Annotated in this window: 17 protein-coding genes; 12 read left to right on the top strand and 5 right to left on the bottom strand. The window is 56.2% G+C overall.

Features of this window, described 5'->3' with window-relative positions; all coding sequences use genetic code 11:
* The first annotated feature begins 1 nt into the window (after nucleotide 1).
* From PGR10_RS24805 to nqrM, 6 genes are read left to right on the top strand one after another with little or no spacing between them, the layout of a single operon-like run.
* Complete coding sequence (locus PGR10_RS24805; RefSeq protein ID WP_015704471.1) at nucleotides 2-1,240, top strand: NADH:ubiquinone reductase (Na(+)-transporting) subunit B; 1,239 nt, start codon at nucleotides 2-4, stop codon at nucleotides 1,238-1,240.
* Entirely contained in the window at nucleotides 1,233-2,027 is a 795-nt protein-coding gene (locus tag PGR10_RS24800) for a Na(+)-translocating NADH-quinone reductase subunit C (RefSeq protein ID WP_015704472.1), read from the top strand. Before PGR10_RS24805 ends, PGR10_RS24800 begins: the two co-directional genes overlap by 8 nt.
* Nucleotides 2,020-2,658 (top strand): NADH:ubiquinone reductase (Na(+)-transporting) subunit D, encoded by a 639-nt coding sequence (locus PGR10_RS24795; protein ID WP_002889716.1) that lies wholly within the window; start codon nucleotides 2,020-2,022, stop codon nucleotides 2,656-2,658. Before PGR10_RS24800 ends, PGR10_RS24795 begins: the two co-directional genes overlap by 8 nt.
* 6 nt (nucleotides 2,659-2,664) lie before the next feature.
* Nucleotides 2,665-3,261: an NADH:ubiquinone reductase (Na(+)-transporting) subunit E gene (nqrE, locus tag PGR10_RS24790; protein ID WP_015368115.1), complete on the top strand. Its 597-nt coding sequence runs from the start codon at nucleotides 2,665-2,667 to the stop codon at nucleotides 3,259-3,261.
* 12 nt (nucleotides 3,262-3,273) lie between these two features.
* Nucleotides 3,274-4,497 carry an NADH:ubiquinone reductase (Na(+)-transporting) subunit F gene (gene nqrF / locus PGR10_RS24785; RefSeq protein ID WP_087859105.1) on the top strand — a complete coding sequence of 408 codons (1,224 nt, stop codon included), beginning with the start codon at nucleotides 3,274-3,276 and terminating at the stop codon, nucleotides 4,495-4,497.
* 2 nt (nucleotides 4,498-4,499) lie between these two features.
* On the top strand, nucleotides 4,500-4,715 hold the full coding sequence (gene nqrM / locus PGR10_RS24780; protein WP_015368113.1) for a (Na+)-NQR maturation NqrM: 216 nt from the start codon (nucleotides 4,500-4,502) through the stop codon (nucleotides 4,713-4,715).
* Between the two features lie 55 nt (nucleotides 4,716-4,770).
* On the opposite strand, the gene PGR10_RS24775 is transcribed toward nqrM, so the two are convergent.
* Nucleotides 4,771-5,631, bottom strand: a complete 861-nt coding sequence (locus PGR10_RS24775) for a glycerophosphodiester phosphodiesterase family protein (protein WP_430924272.1) — start codon at nucleotides 5,629-5,631, stop codon at nucleotides 4,771-4,773.
* Between the two features lie 159 nt (nucleotides 5,632-5,790).
* Between PGR10_RS24775 and dinB the strand changes: the two genes are divergently transcribed.
* Nucleotides 5,791-6,846 (top strand): DNA polymerase IV, encoded by a 1,056-nt coding sequence (gene dinB / locus PGR10_RS24770; RefSeq protein WP_430924271.1) that lies wholly within the window; start codon nucleotides 5,791-5,793, stop codon nucleotides 6,844-6,846.
* A gap of 2 nt (nucleotides 6,847-6,848) precedes the next feature.
* Complete coding sequence (locus tag PGR10_RS24765) at nucleotides 6,849-7,310, top strand: GNAT family N-acetyltransferase (RefSeq protein ID WP_430924270.1); 462 nt, start codon at nucleotides 6,849-6,851, stop codon at nucleotides 7,308-7,310.
* A gap of 568 nt (nucleotides 7,311-7,878) precedes the next feature.
* Here PGR10_RS24765 and pepD read toward each other — a convergent pair.
* Nucleotides 7,879-9,336, bottom strand: a complete 1,458-nt coding sequence (gene pepD / locus PGR10_RS24760) for a cytosol nonspecific dipeptidase (protein ID WP_213317727.1) — start codon at nucleotides 9,334-9,336, stop codon at nucleotides 7,879-7,881.
* A gap of 257 nt (nucleotides 9,337-9,593) precedes the next feature.
* Between pepD and gpt the strand changes: the two genes are divergently transcribed.
* From gpt to PGR10_RS24740, 4 genes are all read left to right on the top strand, one after another.
* Nucleotides 9,594-10,052, top strand: a complete 459-nt coding sequence (gpt, locus tag PGR10_RS24755) for a xanthine phosphoribosyltransferase (RefSeq protein ID WP_002889733.1) — start codon at nucleotides 9,594-9,596, stop codon at nucleotides 10,050-10,052.
* A 107-nt stretch (nucleotides 10,053-10,159) separates the two neighbouring features.
* Nucleotides 10,160-11,404, top strand: a complete 1,245-nt coding sequence (gene frsA, locus PGR10_RS24750; RefSeq protein ID WP_015368041.1) for an esterase FrsA — start codon at nucleotides 10,160-10,162, stop codon at nucleotides 11,402-11,404.
* Nucleotides 11,405-11,461: 57 nt separating this feature from the next.
* Complete coding sequence (gene crl / locus PGR10_RS24745; protein WP_015368042.1) at nucleotides 11,462-11,860, top strand: sigma factor-binding protein Crl; 399 nt, start codon at nucleotides 11,462-11,464, stop codon at nucleotides 11,858-11,860.
* Between the two features lie 409 nt (nucleotides 11,861-12,269).
* Nucleotides 12,270-14,534 (top strand): FdhF/YdeP family oxidoreductase, encoded by a 2,265-nt coding sequence (locus PGR10_RS24740; protein ID WP_430924269.1) that lies wholly within the window; start codon nucleotides 12,270-12,272, stop codon nucleotides 14,532-14,534.
* A gap of 45 nt (nucleotides 14,535-14,579) precedes the next feature.
* On the opposite strand, the gene PGR10_RS24735 is transcribed toward PGR10_RS24740, so the two are convergent.
* Genes PGR10_RS24735 through PGR10_RS24725 form a run of 3 tightly spaced genes read right to left on the bottom strand, consistent with a single transcriptional unit; the run spans nucleotide 14,580 to nucleotide 16,931 of the window.
* The gene (locus PGR10_RS24735; RefSeq protein WP_087859111.1) at nucleotides 14,580-15,083 is read right to left on the bottom strand and encodes a serine acetyltransferase; all 504 of its coding nucleotides are present in this window, start codon (nucleotides 15,081-15,083) and stop codon (nucleotides 14,580-14,582) included.
* 11 nt (nucleotides 15,084-15,094) lie between these two features.
* Nucleotides 15,095-16,510 (bottom strand): DUF4832 domain-containing protein, encoded by a 1,416-nt coding sequence (locus PGR10_RS24730; protein WP_430924268.1) that lies wholly within the window; start codon nucleotides 16,508-16,510, stop codon nucleotides 15,095-15,097.
* A 7-nt stretch (nucleotides 16,511-16,517) separates the two neighbouring features.
* Nucleotides 16,518-16,931 carry a hypothetical protein gene (locus tag PGR10_RS24725; RefSeq protein ID WP_015704480.1) on the bottom strand — a complete coding sequence of 138 codons (414 nt, stop codon included), beginning with the start codon at nucleotides 16,929-16,931 and terminating at the stop codon, nucleotides 16,518-16,520.
* Nucleotides 16,932-16,935: the final 4 nt, after the last annotated feature.

The following is a 16,935-nucleotide window of genomic DNA, read 5'->3' as shown; positions in this document are numbered from 1 at the left end:
GATGGGCTTAAAGCACCTGATTGAGAAACTTGAGCCGCATTTCACCCACGGCGGCAAGTTAGCAAAATATTACCCGCTGTATGAAGCGGCGGCGACAATCTTCTACACCCCGGGTTTAGTCACCCGCGGCGCCGCGCACGTACGTGACGCCATCGACCTCAAGCGGATGATGATCCTCGTCTGGTTTGCAGTGTTCCCGGCGATGTTCTGGGGCATGTACAACGTCGGCTTGCAGACAATTCCGGCGCTGCACAAGCTATACGGCGCCGAACAGCTGCAGCAGGTGATTGCCAACAACTGGCACTATAGCGTTGCCCAATGGTTAGGGGTGAGCTTCAGCGCCGATGCCGGGTGGCTCAGCATGATGACGCTGGGGGCGGTATTTTTCCTGCCTATCTACCTGACCGTATTCATCGTTGGCGGTTTTTGGGAAGTACTGTTCGCGATTGTGCGCAAACATGAGATCAACGAAGGCTTTTTCGTTACCTCGATTCTCTTCGCGCTGATTGTGCCGCCCACGATGCCGCTATGGCAGGCGGCGCTGGGGATCTCCTTCGGCGTGGTGATTGCCAAAGAAATTTTCGGCGGCACCGGGCGCAACTTCCTCAACCCGGCGCTGGCGGGGCGCGCGTTTCTGTTCTTTGCCTACCCGGCGCAGATTTCCGGCGACCTGGTATGGACGGCGGCGGACGGTTTTTCCGGCGCGACGCCGCTCTCCCAGTGGGCCAGCGGCGGCGGTGAAGCGCTGGTTAACGTCGCCACCGGCATCCCGGTGAGCTGGATGGACGCCTTCCTTGGCAATATTCCCGGCTCGATTGGCGAAGTGTCGACGCTGATGATCCTCATCGGCGGCGCGTTCATTATCTTTGCCCGTATCGCCTCCTGGCGCATCGTCGCCGGGGTGATGGTCGGCATGATCGCCACCGCCACGCTGTTTAACTTTATCGGTTCCGATACCAACCCCATGTTCTCGATGCCGTGGTACTGGCATCTGGTGCTCGGCGGTTTCGCCTTCGGCATGATGTTTATGGCGACTGACCCGGTATCGGCTTCCTTTACCGATAAAGGTAAATGGAGCTACGGCCTGCTGATTGGCGTGATGTGCGTACTGATTCGCGTCGTCAACCCGGCCTATCCGGAAGGGATGATGTTGGCGATTCTGTTCGCCAACCTCTTTGCGCCGCTGTTCGATTACCTGGTGGTGCAGGCCAATATCAAGCGGAGGAAGTCGCGTGGCTGAGAAGAAAAGTAACGATAGCATCGGCAAAACGCTGCTGGTGGTGCTGGTGCTTTGTCTGGTGTGCTCCATTGTGGTCGCCGGTTCCGCCGTGGGCCTCAAGTCGCGTCAGCAGGAACAACGCGCGCTGGATAAACAGCGCAATATCCTGGCCGTCGCCGGCCTGATGCAGCAGGGGATGGATGCTGACGCGGTGGCGGAAACCTTCGCCGCGCGCATTACCCCGCGGCTGGTCAATCTGGCGACCGGCGAACTGCTGGATAAAGACCCGGGCAAATTTAATCAGGCTCAGGCGCTGAAAGATCCACAGCAGAGCATCGCGCTCGACGCCAGCCAGGATCCGGCCGGGATTAAACGCCGCAGCAACCTGGCGGAAATTTACCTGGTGCGTGACGCGCAGCAGCAGATCCAGGAAGTCGTGCTGCCTATCTATGGCAATGGCCTGTGGTCAATGATGTACGCCTTCGTGGCGCTGGACGTCGATGGGCGTACGGTGAAAGGCATTACTTACTACGATCAGGGCGAAACGCCGGGGCTGGGCGGTGAGGTGGAAAACCCGAACTGGCGTCAGCAGTTTGTCGGTAAGCAGGTGCTGGATGACAACGGCATGCCGTCGTTGAAGGTGGTAAAAGGCGGCGCGCGCGCAGGCGATCTCCACGCGGTTGACGGTTTATCCGGCGCCACGCTGACATCAAACGGCGTGCAGCATAGCTTTGATTTCTGGATGGGCGAACTGGGCTTTGGTCCGTTCCTGAAAAAGGTTCGTGAGGGAGAGCTGAATAATGGCTGAACAGAGCGATATGAAAGAGGTGAAGCGCGTGCTGGTGGGGCCGCTTATCGCCAATAACCCCATCGCCCTGCAGGTGCTAGGCGTCTGCTCCGCGCTGGCGGTGACCACCAAACTGGAAACCGCCTTCGTGATGACCATTGCGGTGACGCTGGTAACGGCGTTCTCCAGCATGTTTATCTCTATGATTCGCCACCATATTCCCAATAGCGTGCGCATTATCGTGCAGATGGCGATCATCGCCTCGTTGGTTATCGTGGTGGATCAGCTGCTGCGGGCTTTCGCCTATGAGACCTCTAAGCAGCTGTCGGTGTTCGTCGGGCTTATCATCACGAACTGTATCGTGATGGGGCGTGCCGAAGCTTATGCCATGAAATCGCCGCCGCTGGCCAGCTTTATGGATGGTATCGGTAACGGTCTCGGTTACGGCGCAATCCTGATTATCGTCGGCTTCCTGCGCGAGCTTATCGGCAGCGGCAAGCTGTTTGGTATCACCGTACTGGAAACGGTGCAGAACGGCGGCTGGTATCAGCCGAACGGCCTGTTCCTGCTGGCGCCGAGCGCGTTCTTCATTATCGGTTTGCTGATTTGGGCCCTGCGTAGCTGGAAGCCTGAACAGCAGGAAAAGGAGTAACCGGTCATGGCTCATTACATTAGCCTGTTTGTCCGCGCGGTGTTCGTTGAGAACATGGCGCTGGCCTTTTTCCTCGGGATGTGTACCTTCCTCGCGGTGTCGAAAAAGGTTTCCACCGCGTTTGGCCTCGGCGTTGCGGTCACGGTGGTGCTGGGTCTTGCCGTACCGATCAACAATCTGGTCTATAACTTGGTGCTGCGCGACGGCGCATTGATGGAAGGCGTAGACCTCAGCTTCCTTAACTTCATCACCTTTATCGGGGTGATTGCGGCGCTGGTGCAAATACTTGAGATGATCCTCGATAAGTACTTCCCGGCACTCTATAACGCGTTAGGGATCTTCCTGCCGCTTATCGCCGTTAACTGCGCTATTTTCGGCGGCGTGTCGTTTATGGTGCAGCGCGATTACAACTTCCCGGAATCTATTGTCTACGGCTTTGGTTCCGGCATTGGCTGGATGCTGGCGATTGTCGCGATGGCGGGGATCCGCGAAAAAATGAAGTACGCCAACGTGCCCGCTGGTCTGCGCGGGTTAGGGATCACCTTTATCACCACCGGACTGATGGCGCTCGGCTTTATGTCATTCTCCGGTGTGCAGCTATAAGGGCGGAAAAGTATGGAAATTATTCTTGGCGTGGTGATGTTCACGCTGATCGTGCTGGTCCTGTCGGGGCTTATCCTGGTGGCGCGCTCGAAGCTGGTGAACGCGGGCGACGTGGTTATTGAAATCAATAACGAAGCGGATAAACAGATCCGCACCCCGGCGGGTGACAAACTGCTGAACACGCTCTCCAGCAACGGTATCTTCGTCTCTTCCGCCTGCGGCGGCGGCGGCTCCTGCGGCCAGTGCCGGGTGACCATCAAAGAAGGCGGCGGCGATATTCTGCCGACCGAGCTTTCGCATATCACCAAACGCGAAGCCAAAGAAGGGTGCCGCCTGGCCTGCCAGGTGGCGGTGAAGCAGAATATGAAAATTGAGCTGCCGGAAGAGATTTTCGGCGTGAAAAAATGGGAGTGCGAGGTTATCTCTAACGATAACAAAGCGACCTTCATTAAAGAGCTCAAATTACGGGTGCCGGATGGTGAAGCGGTGCCGTTCCGCGCCGGCGGTTATATTCAGATCGAATGCCCGTCGCATAAAGTGGCCTATGCCGACTTTGATATTCCCGATGAATATCGCTCAGACTGGGACAAGTTCAACCTGTTCCGCTATGTCTCTGAGGTGAAAGAGCCGACCCTGCGCGCCTACTCGATGGCTAACTACCCGGAAGAGGAGGGCATCATTATGCTCAACGTGCGTATCGCCACGCCGCCGCCGAAGGTACCGGATGCGCCGCCGGGGATTATGTCGTCCTATATCTGGTCGCTGAAGCCTGGCGATAAGGTGACGATTTCCGGGCCGTTTGGCGAGTTCTTTGCCAAAGAGACCGACGCCGAGATGGTGTTTATCGGCGGTGGCGCGGGCATGGCGCCGATGCGTTCGCACATCTTTGACCAGCTTAAGCGCCTGCACAGCAAGCGTAAAATCAGCTTCTGGTACGGGGCGCGTTCGCTGCGTGAAATGTTCTATGACGATGAGTTTGAACAGCTGGCGCGCGAAAACCCCAATTTTACCTTCCACGTCGCGCTCTCCGATCCGCTGCCGGAAGATAACTGGACCGGGCATACGGGCTTTATCCATAATGTTCTGTATGAAAACTATCTGCGCGACCATCCGGCGCCGGAAGATTGCGAGTTCTATATGTGCGGGCCGCCGGTGATGAACGCCGCGGTGATTAAAATGCTCAAAGACCTGGGCGTTGAAGATGAGAACATCATGCTCGACGACTTTGGAGGCTGATGATGTGGACGGTATTTGTCGCGACCTTTGTGATTTTTGCGCTGGTGATCCTCGGCATGTCCCTGGGCTACCTGGTGAAGCGTAAGAGTATTCAAGGCAGCTGCGGCGGGATCTCCTCGCTGGGGCTGGAGAAAGTCTGCGACTGTCCGGAACCGTGCGACGCGCGTAAGAAACGTCTTGCCCGCGAGGCGCAGCGCCAGCAACAGCGCATTCTCTAATGCGCCGACGGCGCTACGCTTGCGTTTTCAGGCCGCTTTCGCGGCCTTTTTTATCTTACTGCCAGTTTCTCGCCTGCGCCGGAGAGTCCACCATCACGCCGTCGGCGCCCAGTTCTTTCGCCGTACGATAATCTTCCGCGCTATTGATGCCGAAGAAAATGATGTGGGTCTTACCCTGCGAGCGGAAGCAATCCATCGCCTCTTTATCCCAGGTTAGCGTCGCCGGAGAAACGCCTTCACCGAGGGTAAACTTCTCGACTACCTCCACCTTGCGCTTCAGTTCCAGCCCGTACCACTTATCGCCATCGCGCTGGCTGTCTTGCTGACACTGGTGGCTGAGCGAAACGTTTGCAAGCCTGGTTCGGGTTTCGCTGCGGCTAACAAAGCGTGGGATTGGTTGCGGCAGAGCGGCGATATAGCGGTCTTCGGTGGAGTAAACCCGTACCCGCCCGAGGCTATGGGTGTTTTTTAACACCTCTAGCAGACGTTCGCCCATCACCGTGGGATCGGCATCCGGTGATTTTATATCGATGTAGAAGAAGGTCTGCGGCCACTGCTGCAGCACGCTTTGTAAGGTCGGGATCGTGGCCTGCTTGCCGCGCCACGGATGGCTGTCATCGCCCCATTTCCAGCCGGCATCGACTTTTGCCAGCTCGGCGGCGGTTAAGCTTGAGATCTTGCCCTCGGCGTTGGTCAGGGCGGAGAGATCGCTTGAGCGATAGAGCACCGGTACGCCGTCGCGGCTTAGCTGTACCGTAATCCAGATGGCCTGCGCGTGGTTTTCCAGCGCCAGCTTGATGGCCGGTAGGGTGTTTTCCGGCGCATCGCCGGTGCCGCCGCGGTGGGCAATCAGCTGCGGGTTGGCGAAAGCGCTGCCGGTTGCCAGCAGACAGAGTAGCGTGAGTATTTTCTTCATGATTGTATCTTCCTGATTCATTATTTAAATGCATGAAAATAAACGTGATTTATTTCACTTTTATGTTGTAACAGCTTTTTTGGCGGTTGAATTAAAAAAAGAATAAAATTCGCACGTAGTTTTGCTATGCTGTATGGGTATACAGTGTTGGGCAAGGCGATGCGTAAAATTATCCATGTCGATATGGACTGCTTCTTCGCAGCGGTGGAAATGCGTGACAACCCGGCGTTGCGCGATATCCCCATTGCCATTGGCGGCAGTCGGGTACAACGTGGCGTGATTAGTACCGCGAACTATCCTGCGCGTAAGTTTGGCGTGCGCAGCGCGATGCCGACGGCGACGGCGCTTAAACTGTGTCCGCACCTCACGCTGCTGCCGGGGAGCTTTGATGCCTACAAAGAAGCCTCGAACCATATCCGTGAAATTTTCTCCCGCTATACCTCGTTAATCGAGCCGCTGTCGCTGGATGAAGCCTACCTTGACGTGAGCGACAGCGTACACTGCCACGGCTCTGCCACGCTGATGGCCCAGGAGATCCGCCAGACCATCGAGCGTGAACTGAATCTCACCGCTTCGGCGGGGGTGGCGCCGGTTAAATTTCTCGCCAAAATCGCTTCAGATATGAACAAGCCGAATGGTCAGTTCGTCATTGCCCCGCACCAGGTGGCGGAATTTGTGCGGTCTCTGCCGCTGGCGAAAATCCCAGGCGTCGGGAAGGTGTCGGCGGCGAAGCTGGAAAATATGGGGCTGCGTACCTGTGGCGACGTGCAGAACAGCGATCTGGCGATGCTGCTTAAACGCTTTGGTAAGTTTGGGCGTATCCTGTGGGAGCGCAGCCACGGCATTGACGAGCGCGAAATCCATAACGATCGTCAGCGTAAATCGGTCGGCGTCGAGCGCACTCTTGCGGAAGATATTCACGAGTGGTCAGACTGCGAAGCGATTATCGAAAATCTCTATCCCGAGCTCGAACGCCGTCTGGCGAAGGTAAAACCGGATCTACTGATCGCCCGCCAAGGTATCAAACTGAAGTTTAACGATTTTCAGCTCACCACTCAGGAGCACGTCTGGCCGCGGTTAAACAAAGAGGATTTAATCGCGACCGCGCGCAACGCCTGGCTTGAACGTCGGGGCAGCCGCGGCGTGCGGCTGGTGGGGTTACACGTGACGCTGCTCGACCCACAGCTCGAAAGACAACTGGTACTTGGACTATAACGATGTTAACGATCAGGTCGTATCTAGAAGATGATTTTCCGGCGCTGTGCGCCATTTTTTTGCGTGCGGTTAAAGAGACCGCCAGCCGGGATTATTCTCCCGCGCAAATTGCCGCCTGGGCGCAGGTTGATGAATCCCGCTGGCGGCAGAAATTTGCGCATTCGCAAGTGCTGGTGGCGGTTATTAATAATCAGCCGGTTGGATTTATCACTGTCGTTAATGATTATATCGACCTCTTTTTCGTCTCGCCGGATTATACCCGTCGTGGAATCGGTCATGCGCTCATCGGCGCGGTCTGCGCCTGCCTTCCGGGAAAGATATTGTCGGTTGATGCGAGCATAACGGCACGATCCAGTTTTCTTCGCCAGGGATTTCGTGTCGTCGCTGAGCAGCGAGTAGAATCGCGTGGAGAGTGGTTCACCAACTATCGCATGGAAAAACGCGGTTCGGGGAAGGCTGAATAGATACTGTTATCGGTTTGCGACTTTTTTGGTCCGGGAAAAACACGAGTTTTGTGTTAATTCAGAGCACATTGCGCTCCCGATATTTCTTCTGCGTTATGGCTTTCCTAGCGCAGGGAGCGCACAGGGGGCGGCCAGTCGCCGCCGCCCCCTGTACCCCCGGGCTTTGGCCGCCAAAATCGCCACTTCGTGGTACCTTCGACTTATCCCGGCAGGCTTCGGGTCGGGCCGAGGCAGCGTCCGTGCAAAACACGGCCCTCAGCCCGCATCCATGCGGGCTGCCCCGGCCTTCCGGGAACGTCTCAGCGATTTTGAGGCCACCAACACCGGCAGTTTCAGTAGCCACGGGTACAGGGTAGATGCCACGAACCGTAGGCCGGATAAGGCGTAGCCGCCATCCGGCGCGAAAGTGGCTCTTTACCCGCGGTTATTGCCCGGCGGCGCTACGCTTGCGCGGGCCTACAGATCATATGCCGACGTAGGTCGGGTAAGGCGTTAGCCGCCACCCGACAATACAGGTCATAACCGGGCCGGAGAGACAACCGGCGGCATGGTGCCGCCGGTGTAGGGCTTACTTAGCCGGAATCGCTTTCAGCAGTTCGGTCAGCAGCGTCCAGTACTGGCCGACGCTCTCGATATGAACCTGCTCATCCGGGGAGTGCGGGCCGGTAATGGTTGGGCCGATGGAAACCATGTCCATGTCCGGATACGGTTTTTTGAACAGACCGCATTCCAGGCCAGCGTGGATAATCTGAATGTTCGGCGTCTTGTTGAACAGACGCTGATAGGTCTCGCGCACCAGGTGCATAACCGGGGAATTGGCATCCGGCTGCCAGCCTGGGTAAGCGCCTTTGGCTTCGGTTTTCGCCCCCGCCAGTTTGCCCAGCGAATCCAGCATGCTGACGACGTAGTCTTTACCGCTGTCGATCAGCGAGCGAATCAGGCAGTGGATCTGCACGTTGTCGTCGGTCATGGTCACGACGCCGACGTTCAGCGAGGTTTCAACCACGCCTTTGGCGACGTCAGAGTTGCGGATCACGCCGTTCGGCGTCGCGTTCAGCAGGCGCACGAAACCGTCGCGGGAAGCCTGAGTCAGCGCCGCTTTATCGTTCGCGACCGCTTCCAGCAGGACGACCAGATTCTTCTCTTTGGCCGCCAGTTCGTTTTTCAGGATCTCCTGGTAAGTATTCACCAGCGCTTTCAGCGCATCCGCTTTATCCGCGGCGACGGCGACGGTCGCGAAGGCTTCACGCGGGATAGCGTTACGCAGCGTACCGCCGTTGAAATCGACCAGACGCAGATCCAGTTCATCGGCATGGCCCGCCAGGAAGCGCGCCAGCAGCTTGTTAGCGTTGCCCAGACCGACGTGGATTTCACCGCCGGAGTGGCCGCCTTTTAAGCCTTTCAGGGTCAGTTTAAAGCTCTGGAAACCGTCAGGAATCGCTTCGCGAGTCAGCGCCAGGTTAGAGGTGAAATCGATACCGCCGGCGCAACCCATGTAGATTTCGCCTTCTTCTTCCGAATCGGTATTGATCAGGATATCCGCCTGCAGCCAGTTGGCCTGCAGACCGAACGCACCATCCATGCCGGCTTCTTCGGTCATGGTCAGCAGCACTTCCAGTGGGCCGTGGGCAACGCTATCGTCGGCCAGCACCGCCAGCGCGGAGGCCATACCGATGCCGTTATCCGCGCCCAGGGTGGTGCCGCGCGCTTTAACCCACTCGCCGTCGATATACGGCTGAATCGGGTCTTTGGTGAAGTCGTGCACGGTATCGTTATTTTTCTGCGGCACCATATCGAGGTGCGCCTGCAGAACTACCGGCTTGCGGTTTTCCATACCGGCAGTCGCGCCTTTACGAATCAGAATGTTGCCAACCTGGTCGCGTTCCGCGTGTAAGCCTTTCTCTTTTGCCCAACCCATGATGTGCTCGGCGAGCTGTTCTTCGTGATAGGACGGGTGCGGGATGGAGCAAATTTTGGCAAAAATATCCCAAAGCGGTTGCGGGGATAATTGAGACAATTCAGACACGATGAGTCTCCTTACAGTCACCTGCAAAAGTCGTTTACAGGTCGAGGGTTAGCAATAAGATTCACTACAAGCTCGGGCTTGCGCGATGTGGTTGAGAATACCACTTTCCGCGCGCTCTGCTAGTGTAAAGCACGCAAAAAGCGTTGCTGGAGGCGCTTAATACTGGTTTTTAGTGCGTCAGGTCTCTATAATCTCGCGCAACCATTTTCCCCCTCGAACAATATTTAAGCCGTTATACACAGGCTGGGACAATTCACATGAGCGAAAAATACGTCGTCACCTGGGACATGTTGCAGATTCACGCCCGCAAACTGGCAAGCCGTCTGCTGCCGGTTGAACAATGGAAAGGCATCATTGCCGTTAGCCGTGGCGGTCTGGTACCGGGAGCTTTACTGGCGCGTGAACTGGGTATTCGTCATGTTGATACCGTATGTATCTCTAGCTACGATCACGACAACCAGCGCGAACTGAAAGTACTGAAGCGCGCTGAAGGCGATGGCGAAGGTTTCATCGTAATTGATGACCTGGTCGATACCGGCGGCACCGCTGTCGCTATCCGCGAAATGTATCCTAAAGCGCACTTTGTCACCATTTTCGCCAAGCCGGCGGGCCGTCCGCTGGTTGATGATTATGTGGTTGATATCCCGCAGGATACCTGGATTGAACAGCCGTGGGATATGGGCGTCGTCTTCGTACCGCCAATCGCTGGCCGTTAATTCTCGCCAATAGTGAATAATTACCACGCCCGGTTATGCCGGGCGTGGTTTTTTTTACTCTGACGCGGGTTACAATAGCGCAAGCAGCAACATGATGGAGGCGGCACATGTCACAGGCTAACCTTAGCGAAACGTTGTTTAAACCCCGATTCAAATACCCGGAAACCTCAACGCTGGTCCGTCGGTTTTCATCCGGCCAGCATCAGGGCATGCAGACCGCGTTGAGCGGTAATCACGTCGATCACTGGTATCGCTTAATCAATCGCCTGATGTGGATCTGGCGCGGCGTCTCGCCGCAAGAGATATGGGATGTCCAGGCGCGCATCGTGATGAGCGATGCCGAGCGCTCCGACCCGGAACTCTACGATACGGTGATTGGCTATCGCGGCGGCAACTGGGTGTATGAGTGGACTAAACAAGCGATGATGTGGCAGCAAAAAGCGACTCAGGAAGCCGATCCTCTGCAGAGCGGTCGCCACTGGCTGCACGCCTCCAACCTCTATAGCATCGCCGCCTACCCGCATATTAAGGGCGATGGGCTAGCCGATCAGGCGCAGACGCTGGCCAATCGGGCCTATGAAGAGGCGGCGCAACGACTGCCGGGCGAGCTGCGTGAACTGGAGTTCGCTATCCCCGGCGGCGCGCCGGTGACGGGCTTCCTGCATATGCCGAAAGGCGAAGGCCCGTTCCCGACGGTGCTGATGTGCGGTGGTCTGGATTCGCTGCAAACCGATTATTACAGCCTGTATGAGAAGTATTTTGCCCCGCTGGGTATCGCCATGCTGACGCTGGACATGCCGTCCATCGGTTTCTCAACCAAGTGGACGCTGAGCCAGGACACCAGCATGCTGCATCAGTACGTGCTGCAGCATCTGCAGAATGTCCCCTGGGTTGACCATACCCGGGTGGCGGCATTTGGTTTCCGCTTCGGCGCCAATATTGCGGTTCGTCTGGGGTATCTGGAATCGCAGCGGCTGAAGGCGGTGGCCTGTCTGGGACCGGTGGTGCATAACCTGCTGGTGGATCCGCAGCTGATGGCGCGGGTGCCTGAGATGTTCCTCGATGTGCTGGCATCGCGTCTTGGCATGCACGATGCTTCCGACGAAGCGCTGCGCGTCGAGCTCAACCGTTATTCATTAAAAACTCAGGGCTTGCTGGGCCGCCGTTGCCCTACGCCGATGCTCTCCGGCTACTGGAAAGACGATCCCTTTAGCCCCGAAGAGGAGTCGCGGTTAATCACCTCGTCTTCGGCGGATGGCAAGCTGCTGGAGATACCGTTTAAGCCGGTTTACCGTAATTTCGATCACGCATTGCGTCAGATTGCCCGCTGGATCAACCATAGATTTGGTTAATATATTGCTAAATTTTATTGGTTTGGTAAAACAGTTGCATCACTAAAGGAGATCGCAATGACGTTACCGAGTGGACACCTGAAAAGTAAGCTGATTAAAAAATTCACGGCGCTAGGCCCCTATATCCGTGAAGGGCAGTGTGAAGAGAACCGCTTTTTTTTCGACTGCCTGGCAGTTTGCGTCAACGTTAAACCAGCGCCGGAGAAGCGGGAATTCTGGGGCTGGTGGATGGAAATGGAAGCACAGGAATCTCGTTTCACTTATAGCTACCAGTTCGGCCTGTTTGATAAAGAGGGTGACTGGCAAGCGGTCGACATCGACGATCCTGAAGTTCGTGAAAGACTCGAAAAAACGCTGCGTGAGTTCCACGAGCGCGCTGCGGCGCTGCTGGCAACGTTCAACCTGAAGCTCGAACCGGCTGACGATTTCAGCGAACCGGTTCGCCTGCGCGCGTAATTTCTCCCCGGTGCCTGTTACCGCAGGCACCCCCCGAAAAAATCGATACCAATTGTAAATAACCGCCGCACCAATCCGCCTCTCGTTATACAAGGCGGCAATATAGTAGGTAGTTAAACGAAAATATTATTTACCCCTTCCTGGGGGGCTACTGCTGTGGTTTTACGTTCTGTTTACCATGTAATGATATTTGGGTGACATATTACAGCCTGAATCAATGCTTTAGATAAATATAACTATTTGTTTGTTAATGGTTAATTCGTGTTTGATTAATGCTGGGTGCTATTCGAATTATAATTCTACTTCTTTTTTATTATTTATCCGCTTACCGTTACTCCATGGTGGGAATCAGTACATCAAAAACGCTGTGTTAATAAAGAGCGATTGAAAATAACGCTGATGTATTCTGATGACTAATAATACCCGAGGCCTGAAACAATACGCCGGAGCCGCCGGCGGTTGGGGGGCCGTTAAAGCCTGTACCGCCCACGTTTTGGGGCAAAAAACGCCGCTGCGCGATACCATCGCACTATTTAAAATGAACCAGGTTAAAGGGTTTGACTGCCCTGGCTGCGCCTGGCCGGACCCGGAACACCGCTCGCCGATGGAGCTGTGCGAAAACGGCGTCAAGGCCGTGTCGTGGGAGACAACGGCAAAGAAAGCGACGCCTGAATTCTTTGCTCATCATACGCTTGCGGATCTGTGGCAGCGCAGTGATTATGAGCTAGAAAATTACGGTCGTCTCACTCATCCGATGAAGTACGACATCATCAGCGATACCTATCAACCGGTCGCCTGGGAACAGGCATTTGCCGAAATCGGCGAGATCATGCGTGGTTTTGCGCCGGACGAGATGGAGTTTTATACCTCAGGGCGCACCTCCAACGAAGCGGCGTTTCTCTATCAACTGTATGCCCGGGAATATGGCAGCAACAATTTCCCTGACTGCTCCAACATGTGCCATAGTCCCACCGGAACGGGGCTTGGCTCGTCTATTGGTATTGGTAAAGGAACCGTTGAACTTAGCGATTTTGAGGCGGCCGATCTGGTGATTTGCGTGGGTCATAACCCCGGAACGAACCATCCGCGAATGCTCTCTACGCTACGGGAAGTAGCGCAGCGCGGTGGTAAAATCATCTCGGTTAACCCGCTACGCGAGCGTGGTCTGGAACGCTTTAGTTTTCCGCAGTCGCCGTCCGATATGTTGTTAGGTCAGCATACCGACCTTTCCAGCGACTATTTCCAGATCCGCGTCGGCGGCGATGCCTGGTTCTTCCGCGGAGCAATGAAAGCGCTGTTGGCCTTAGATGCGCAGCATCCGGTCATTCATCACGACTTTATTGCCGGGCACACTTCGGGCTATCCGGCGCTGTTGGCCGATCTTGAAGCGCTATCGTGGGACGATATCGAGCGTGGAGCAGGGGTTAAACGCGAAGTGGTCGAATACTTTGCCGGGATCTACAGCCGTCATCAGCGGGTGATCATTAGCTATGGTTTGGGTATCACTCAACATCGCAACGGCACGCAGAACGTACAACTACTGGTTAATCTACTGTTGATGCGCGGTAATATGGGGCGCAAAGGCGCGGGCATCTGTCCGTTGCGCGGTCACTCCAACGTGCAGGGCGACAGAAGCGTCGGCATTAACGAAGCCCCGAGTGAAGAGTTTAATCTGCGACTGGAGAGCTACTTTGGCATCAAGGCGCCGCGCCAGCATGGCCGTTCCTCGGTCGAAAGTATCAAAGCGATTGAAGATAAACGCGCGCGCGGCCTGATCTGCATGGGCGGTAATCTGGCGGTAGCGATGCCGGATCCGCTGCGTACATTCCCGGCCATGCGCCGCCTGGAACTACAGGTCCATATCGCCACCAAGCTGAATCGCTCGCATCTGTTGGCGGGCAAAGATACCTTTTTATTCCCGGCGCTTGGCCGCAGCGAACGCGATCTGCAAATCTCGGGCGTACAGTCGATCACCGTCGAAGATTCGATGAGCATGGTACATGCCTCTACCGGTTCGCTGAAGCCTGCTTCTCCGCATTTGCTATCCGAACCGGCCATTGTCGCCGGACTGGCCCGCGCGACGCTGCCGGATAGCCCAGTCTCCTGGGAGCGGTTGACGGGTGATTACCGTCTGATCCGTGACGCGATTGAAGCGGTGATCCCGGAATTCCATCAGTTTAATGCGCGCATTGCCGCGCCGGGCGGCTTCCGCCTTGATAACCCGGCTTCGCGTGGCGAATATCGTACCGAATCGGGTAAAGCGACGTTCCATGTCTGCAATCTGACCGCCGTTGATGATGCGCTACCGGCGGATAGTCTGGTATTGACTACCATCCGCAGCCACGATCAATACAACACCACCATCTACGGCATGGATGACCGCTATCGCGGCGTAACCGGCCGCCGCGATATTATCTTCCTCAGTGAGGAAGAAGCGCGTAAGCGTCAGTTGAGGCAGGGGGATCGGGTCAATATCATGGCACTGGATGCGCGGGGCGAACCGGACGGTGAGAAAGCGCTGTTGAATCAGACGGTGTTTATCGTATCGATGGCGGCGGCCTCGGTTGCCGCTTATCTACCGGAGGCCAATATTCTGCTGTCGTTGGATGCGGTCGATAAAGAGAGCCTGACGCCGGCTTATAAGAGCGTACCGGTACTTATTCGCCGGGCCTGAGGAATAACGGAGCCAGGCTAAGGCTGGCTATCTCCGTTGCCGGTATTACGATTTCAACACTCGAAATGGCTGGCCGACCACTACCTGACCGGCGGCCAGATCTTTCGTCACCACGGTACCCGCGCCAATTTTAACATTATCACCCAACGTCACCGGGCCGATGACCACCACGTGGGCGCCGAATTCGACATTATTGCCAATCACCGGGCTTGCCCCTTCGCGGCCTTCGCTATCCGTCAGGCTGCCGATGGTGGCTCCCTGACGCAGGATACAGTTTTCACCGATGACGGTGCCGCGGTTGAGGACGATGCAGTGCGGATGATACAGCTTCAGCCCGTAGCCGATCCGCGTCTGCCACGGTAGTTCGACGCAAAACAGACACTCGTTAATCAGTTTATTGAGAATAACGAATGGAATGCCGAGCAGCTTGTAAAACGGGTTGCGGCTGCGATACAGCGTCGCGAGGCGATAGAGCAGAATCGCGATTTTCGCCTTCATACTGCCGGTATGTTTGATCTCGCGGCGGACCTGACTGATGGCATTAGGCATGAATTCTCCGTTTACTTAAGGGAAAAGGTGGTCAGTTGATACCAGCCGTCGGCGGTTTTGCCTTGGTTGGCCAGCAGCAGCCGCGGCTTGCCCTGGGCATCGGTAATGGCGGTCTGCAATGCGTAATCGCCTGCGGGCAGCGAGGCGGGTAGCGTGAGAGTGACAGTGCTTTGCATATCCCCCGGCAGCCAGCGGCGCACATCATCCTGGGTTTTTAACTGGGTAACCGTGGCGCCGGCGGCGTTGACCACGCGCCATTGTACCGGGTAGAACAGGTAGGCCGGAGCGACGCCATCATTACGCCAGGTGACATTGATCGCTAACGGCTTACCAGCCTTAACCGGCGTCTCGAAGGCGAGTTTGTTAACCCGGAAACGGTAGCCGATTCGCAGTAAGGCTTTATCGACAATATCGCGGTATTCCGCCGGAATCGGTCTTGATTTCAGGTTCAGGCTGCTGGCGTGTTGCTGCAGCGCCCAGTCGAAGGTAGCCTGCACCTCTTCACGCGTGTAGTGCTGCACGCTCTGCCATTCGCTCATATAGCCGCAGATCTCAAGGCTGACGGGCGCTCGTTTCCAGCTATCGACAAACCCCGGCGCGGCGGCCTGGGCGGCGGCCAGACGCTGCGGATAATCATCGCGCATATGGCTCCACTCGCTGGAGAAGTTATGCCAGTCGCCCCAGCAGTCCGCCCGCCAGCCCGCGCCGCGGCGGCTGGCCGAGGCTAGCGAATCGCCGCCGCTAATCAGCATGATTTTCGGCGTTTTCGGGAAGCTATCGAAATGCATATCAACATAGCGATTGAGCTGCTCCGGCGTGTATTTCTCCATTAACGGCGGAATGTCGCTAAAGTTGGAGTTGTGCCATTCGCCCCAGGATCCGACCATGCCGATATCGATAAAGGCCAGTTCCGGATTGCCGTCGTAGCGCTGACCAAGGGCATTCAGCAGTTTTTGCGCATAGGAGATAAACGTTGGATCGCTGAGATCCGGCACGAAGGTTTTGCCGTCGGCGACCCACTGTCCTTTGATCCCTTTAGCGATCAGCCAGTCGGGAATTTTTGATCCCGTTTGCGGCTCGTCGAGCGCCATTACCCGCAGGCCGACGTTCATGGCTGGCTGATGGCTGGCGGCGACGCTAAAAGCGTTATCGATCGGCGCGAAATTGTAGACCCCTTCCTGTGGTTCCAGCTCGCTCCAGTAGAAGCGATCGTACTCAAAACCGGTATCGGGATACTCGGCGCGGGTCGGTTTTTCACCATAGCCATCATGAAAGCTGGCGACGCCGATGCCCGGATTGGTGAGCAGGCCATCGAAAGGAGGCGGGGTGATGACCGTGGTTTGCGCGCCAACGGATGCTGACGCCAGCGCGCTGGCCAGCAGCAGGGCGCGAAACAGGGGGACTCTACGCAGAGATGATTTCGCCATACTCAATTCACTTTGTCATGTGGTCATGAAGATTAACAAACCACGTCCAGATACCGACGTGGAAATTTTTAAATACATCAATGCCTAATGCTGATTTCAGCATATAGAGCGCCAGCAGGATCGACAGCAGGGCGAATACCACGCCAAGCGTAATCAGCAGCGTCGCGAAGATGCGTCCGAACAGAGTGCTTTCGCGCGAAACTTTGCGCAGATCGCGACCAAAAAGAAACACCACGAAATAGCGGCGATGCAGGAAGGGAAAGCTGTGGCGAAAATCGATGCGATGGCGTGACGCCAGGTTGGCGCGCACCAACGCCTGCTCGATTCCCCGTTTCTGCTCCGCGGTTAATGAGGTTTCAACCTCCTGGTCAAGCGCGGCATAGAAGCGCTCGACCACCAGTTCTGCTGTAGATTTCGGCACGAGT

It is taken from the genome of Klebsiella sp. 141198 (assembly GCF_050600785.1).
Taxonomy (GTDB): Bacteria; Pseudomonadota; Gammaproteobacteria; order Enterobacterales; family Enterobacteriaceae; genus Klebsiella; species Klebsiella aerogenes.
This window is presented reverse-complemented; position numbering and strand designations above follow the sequence as displayed.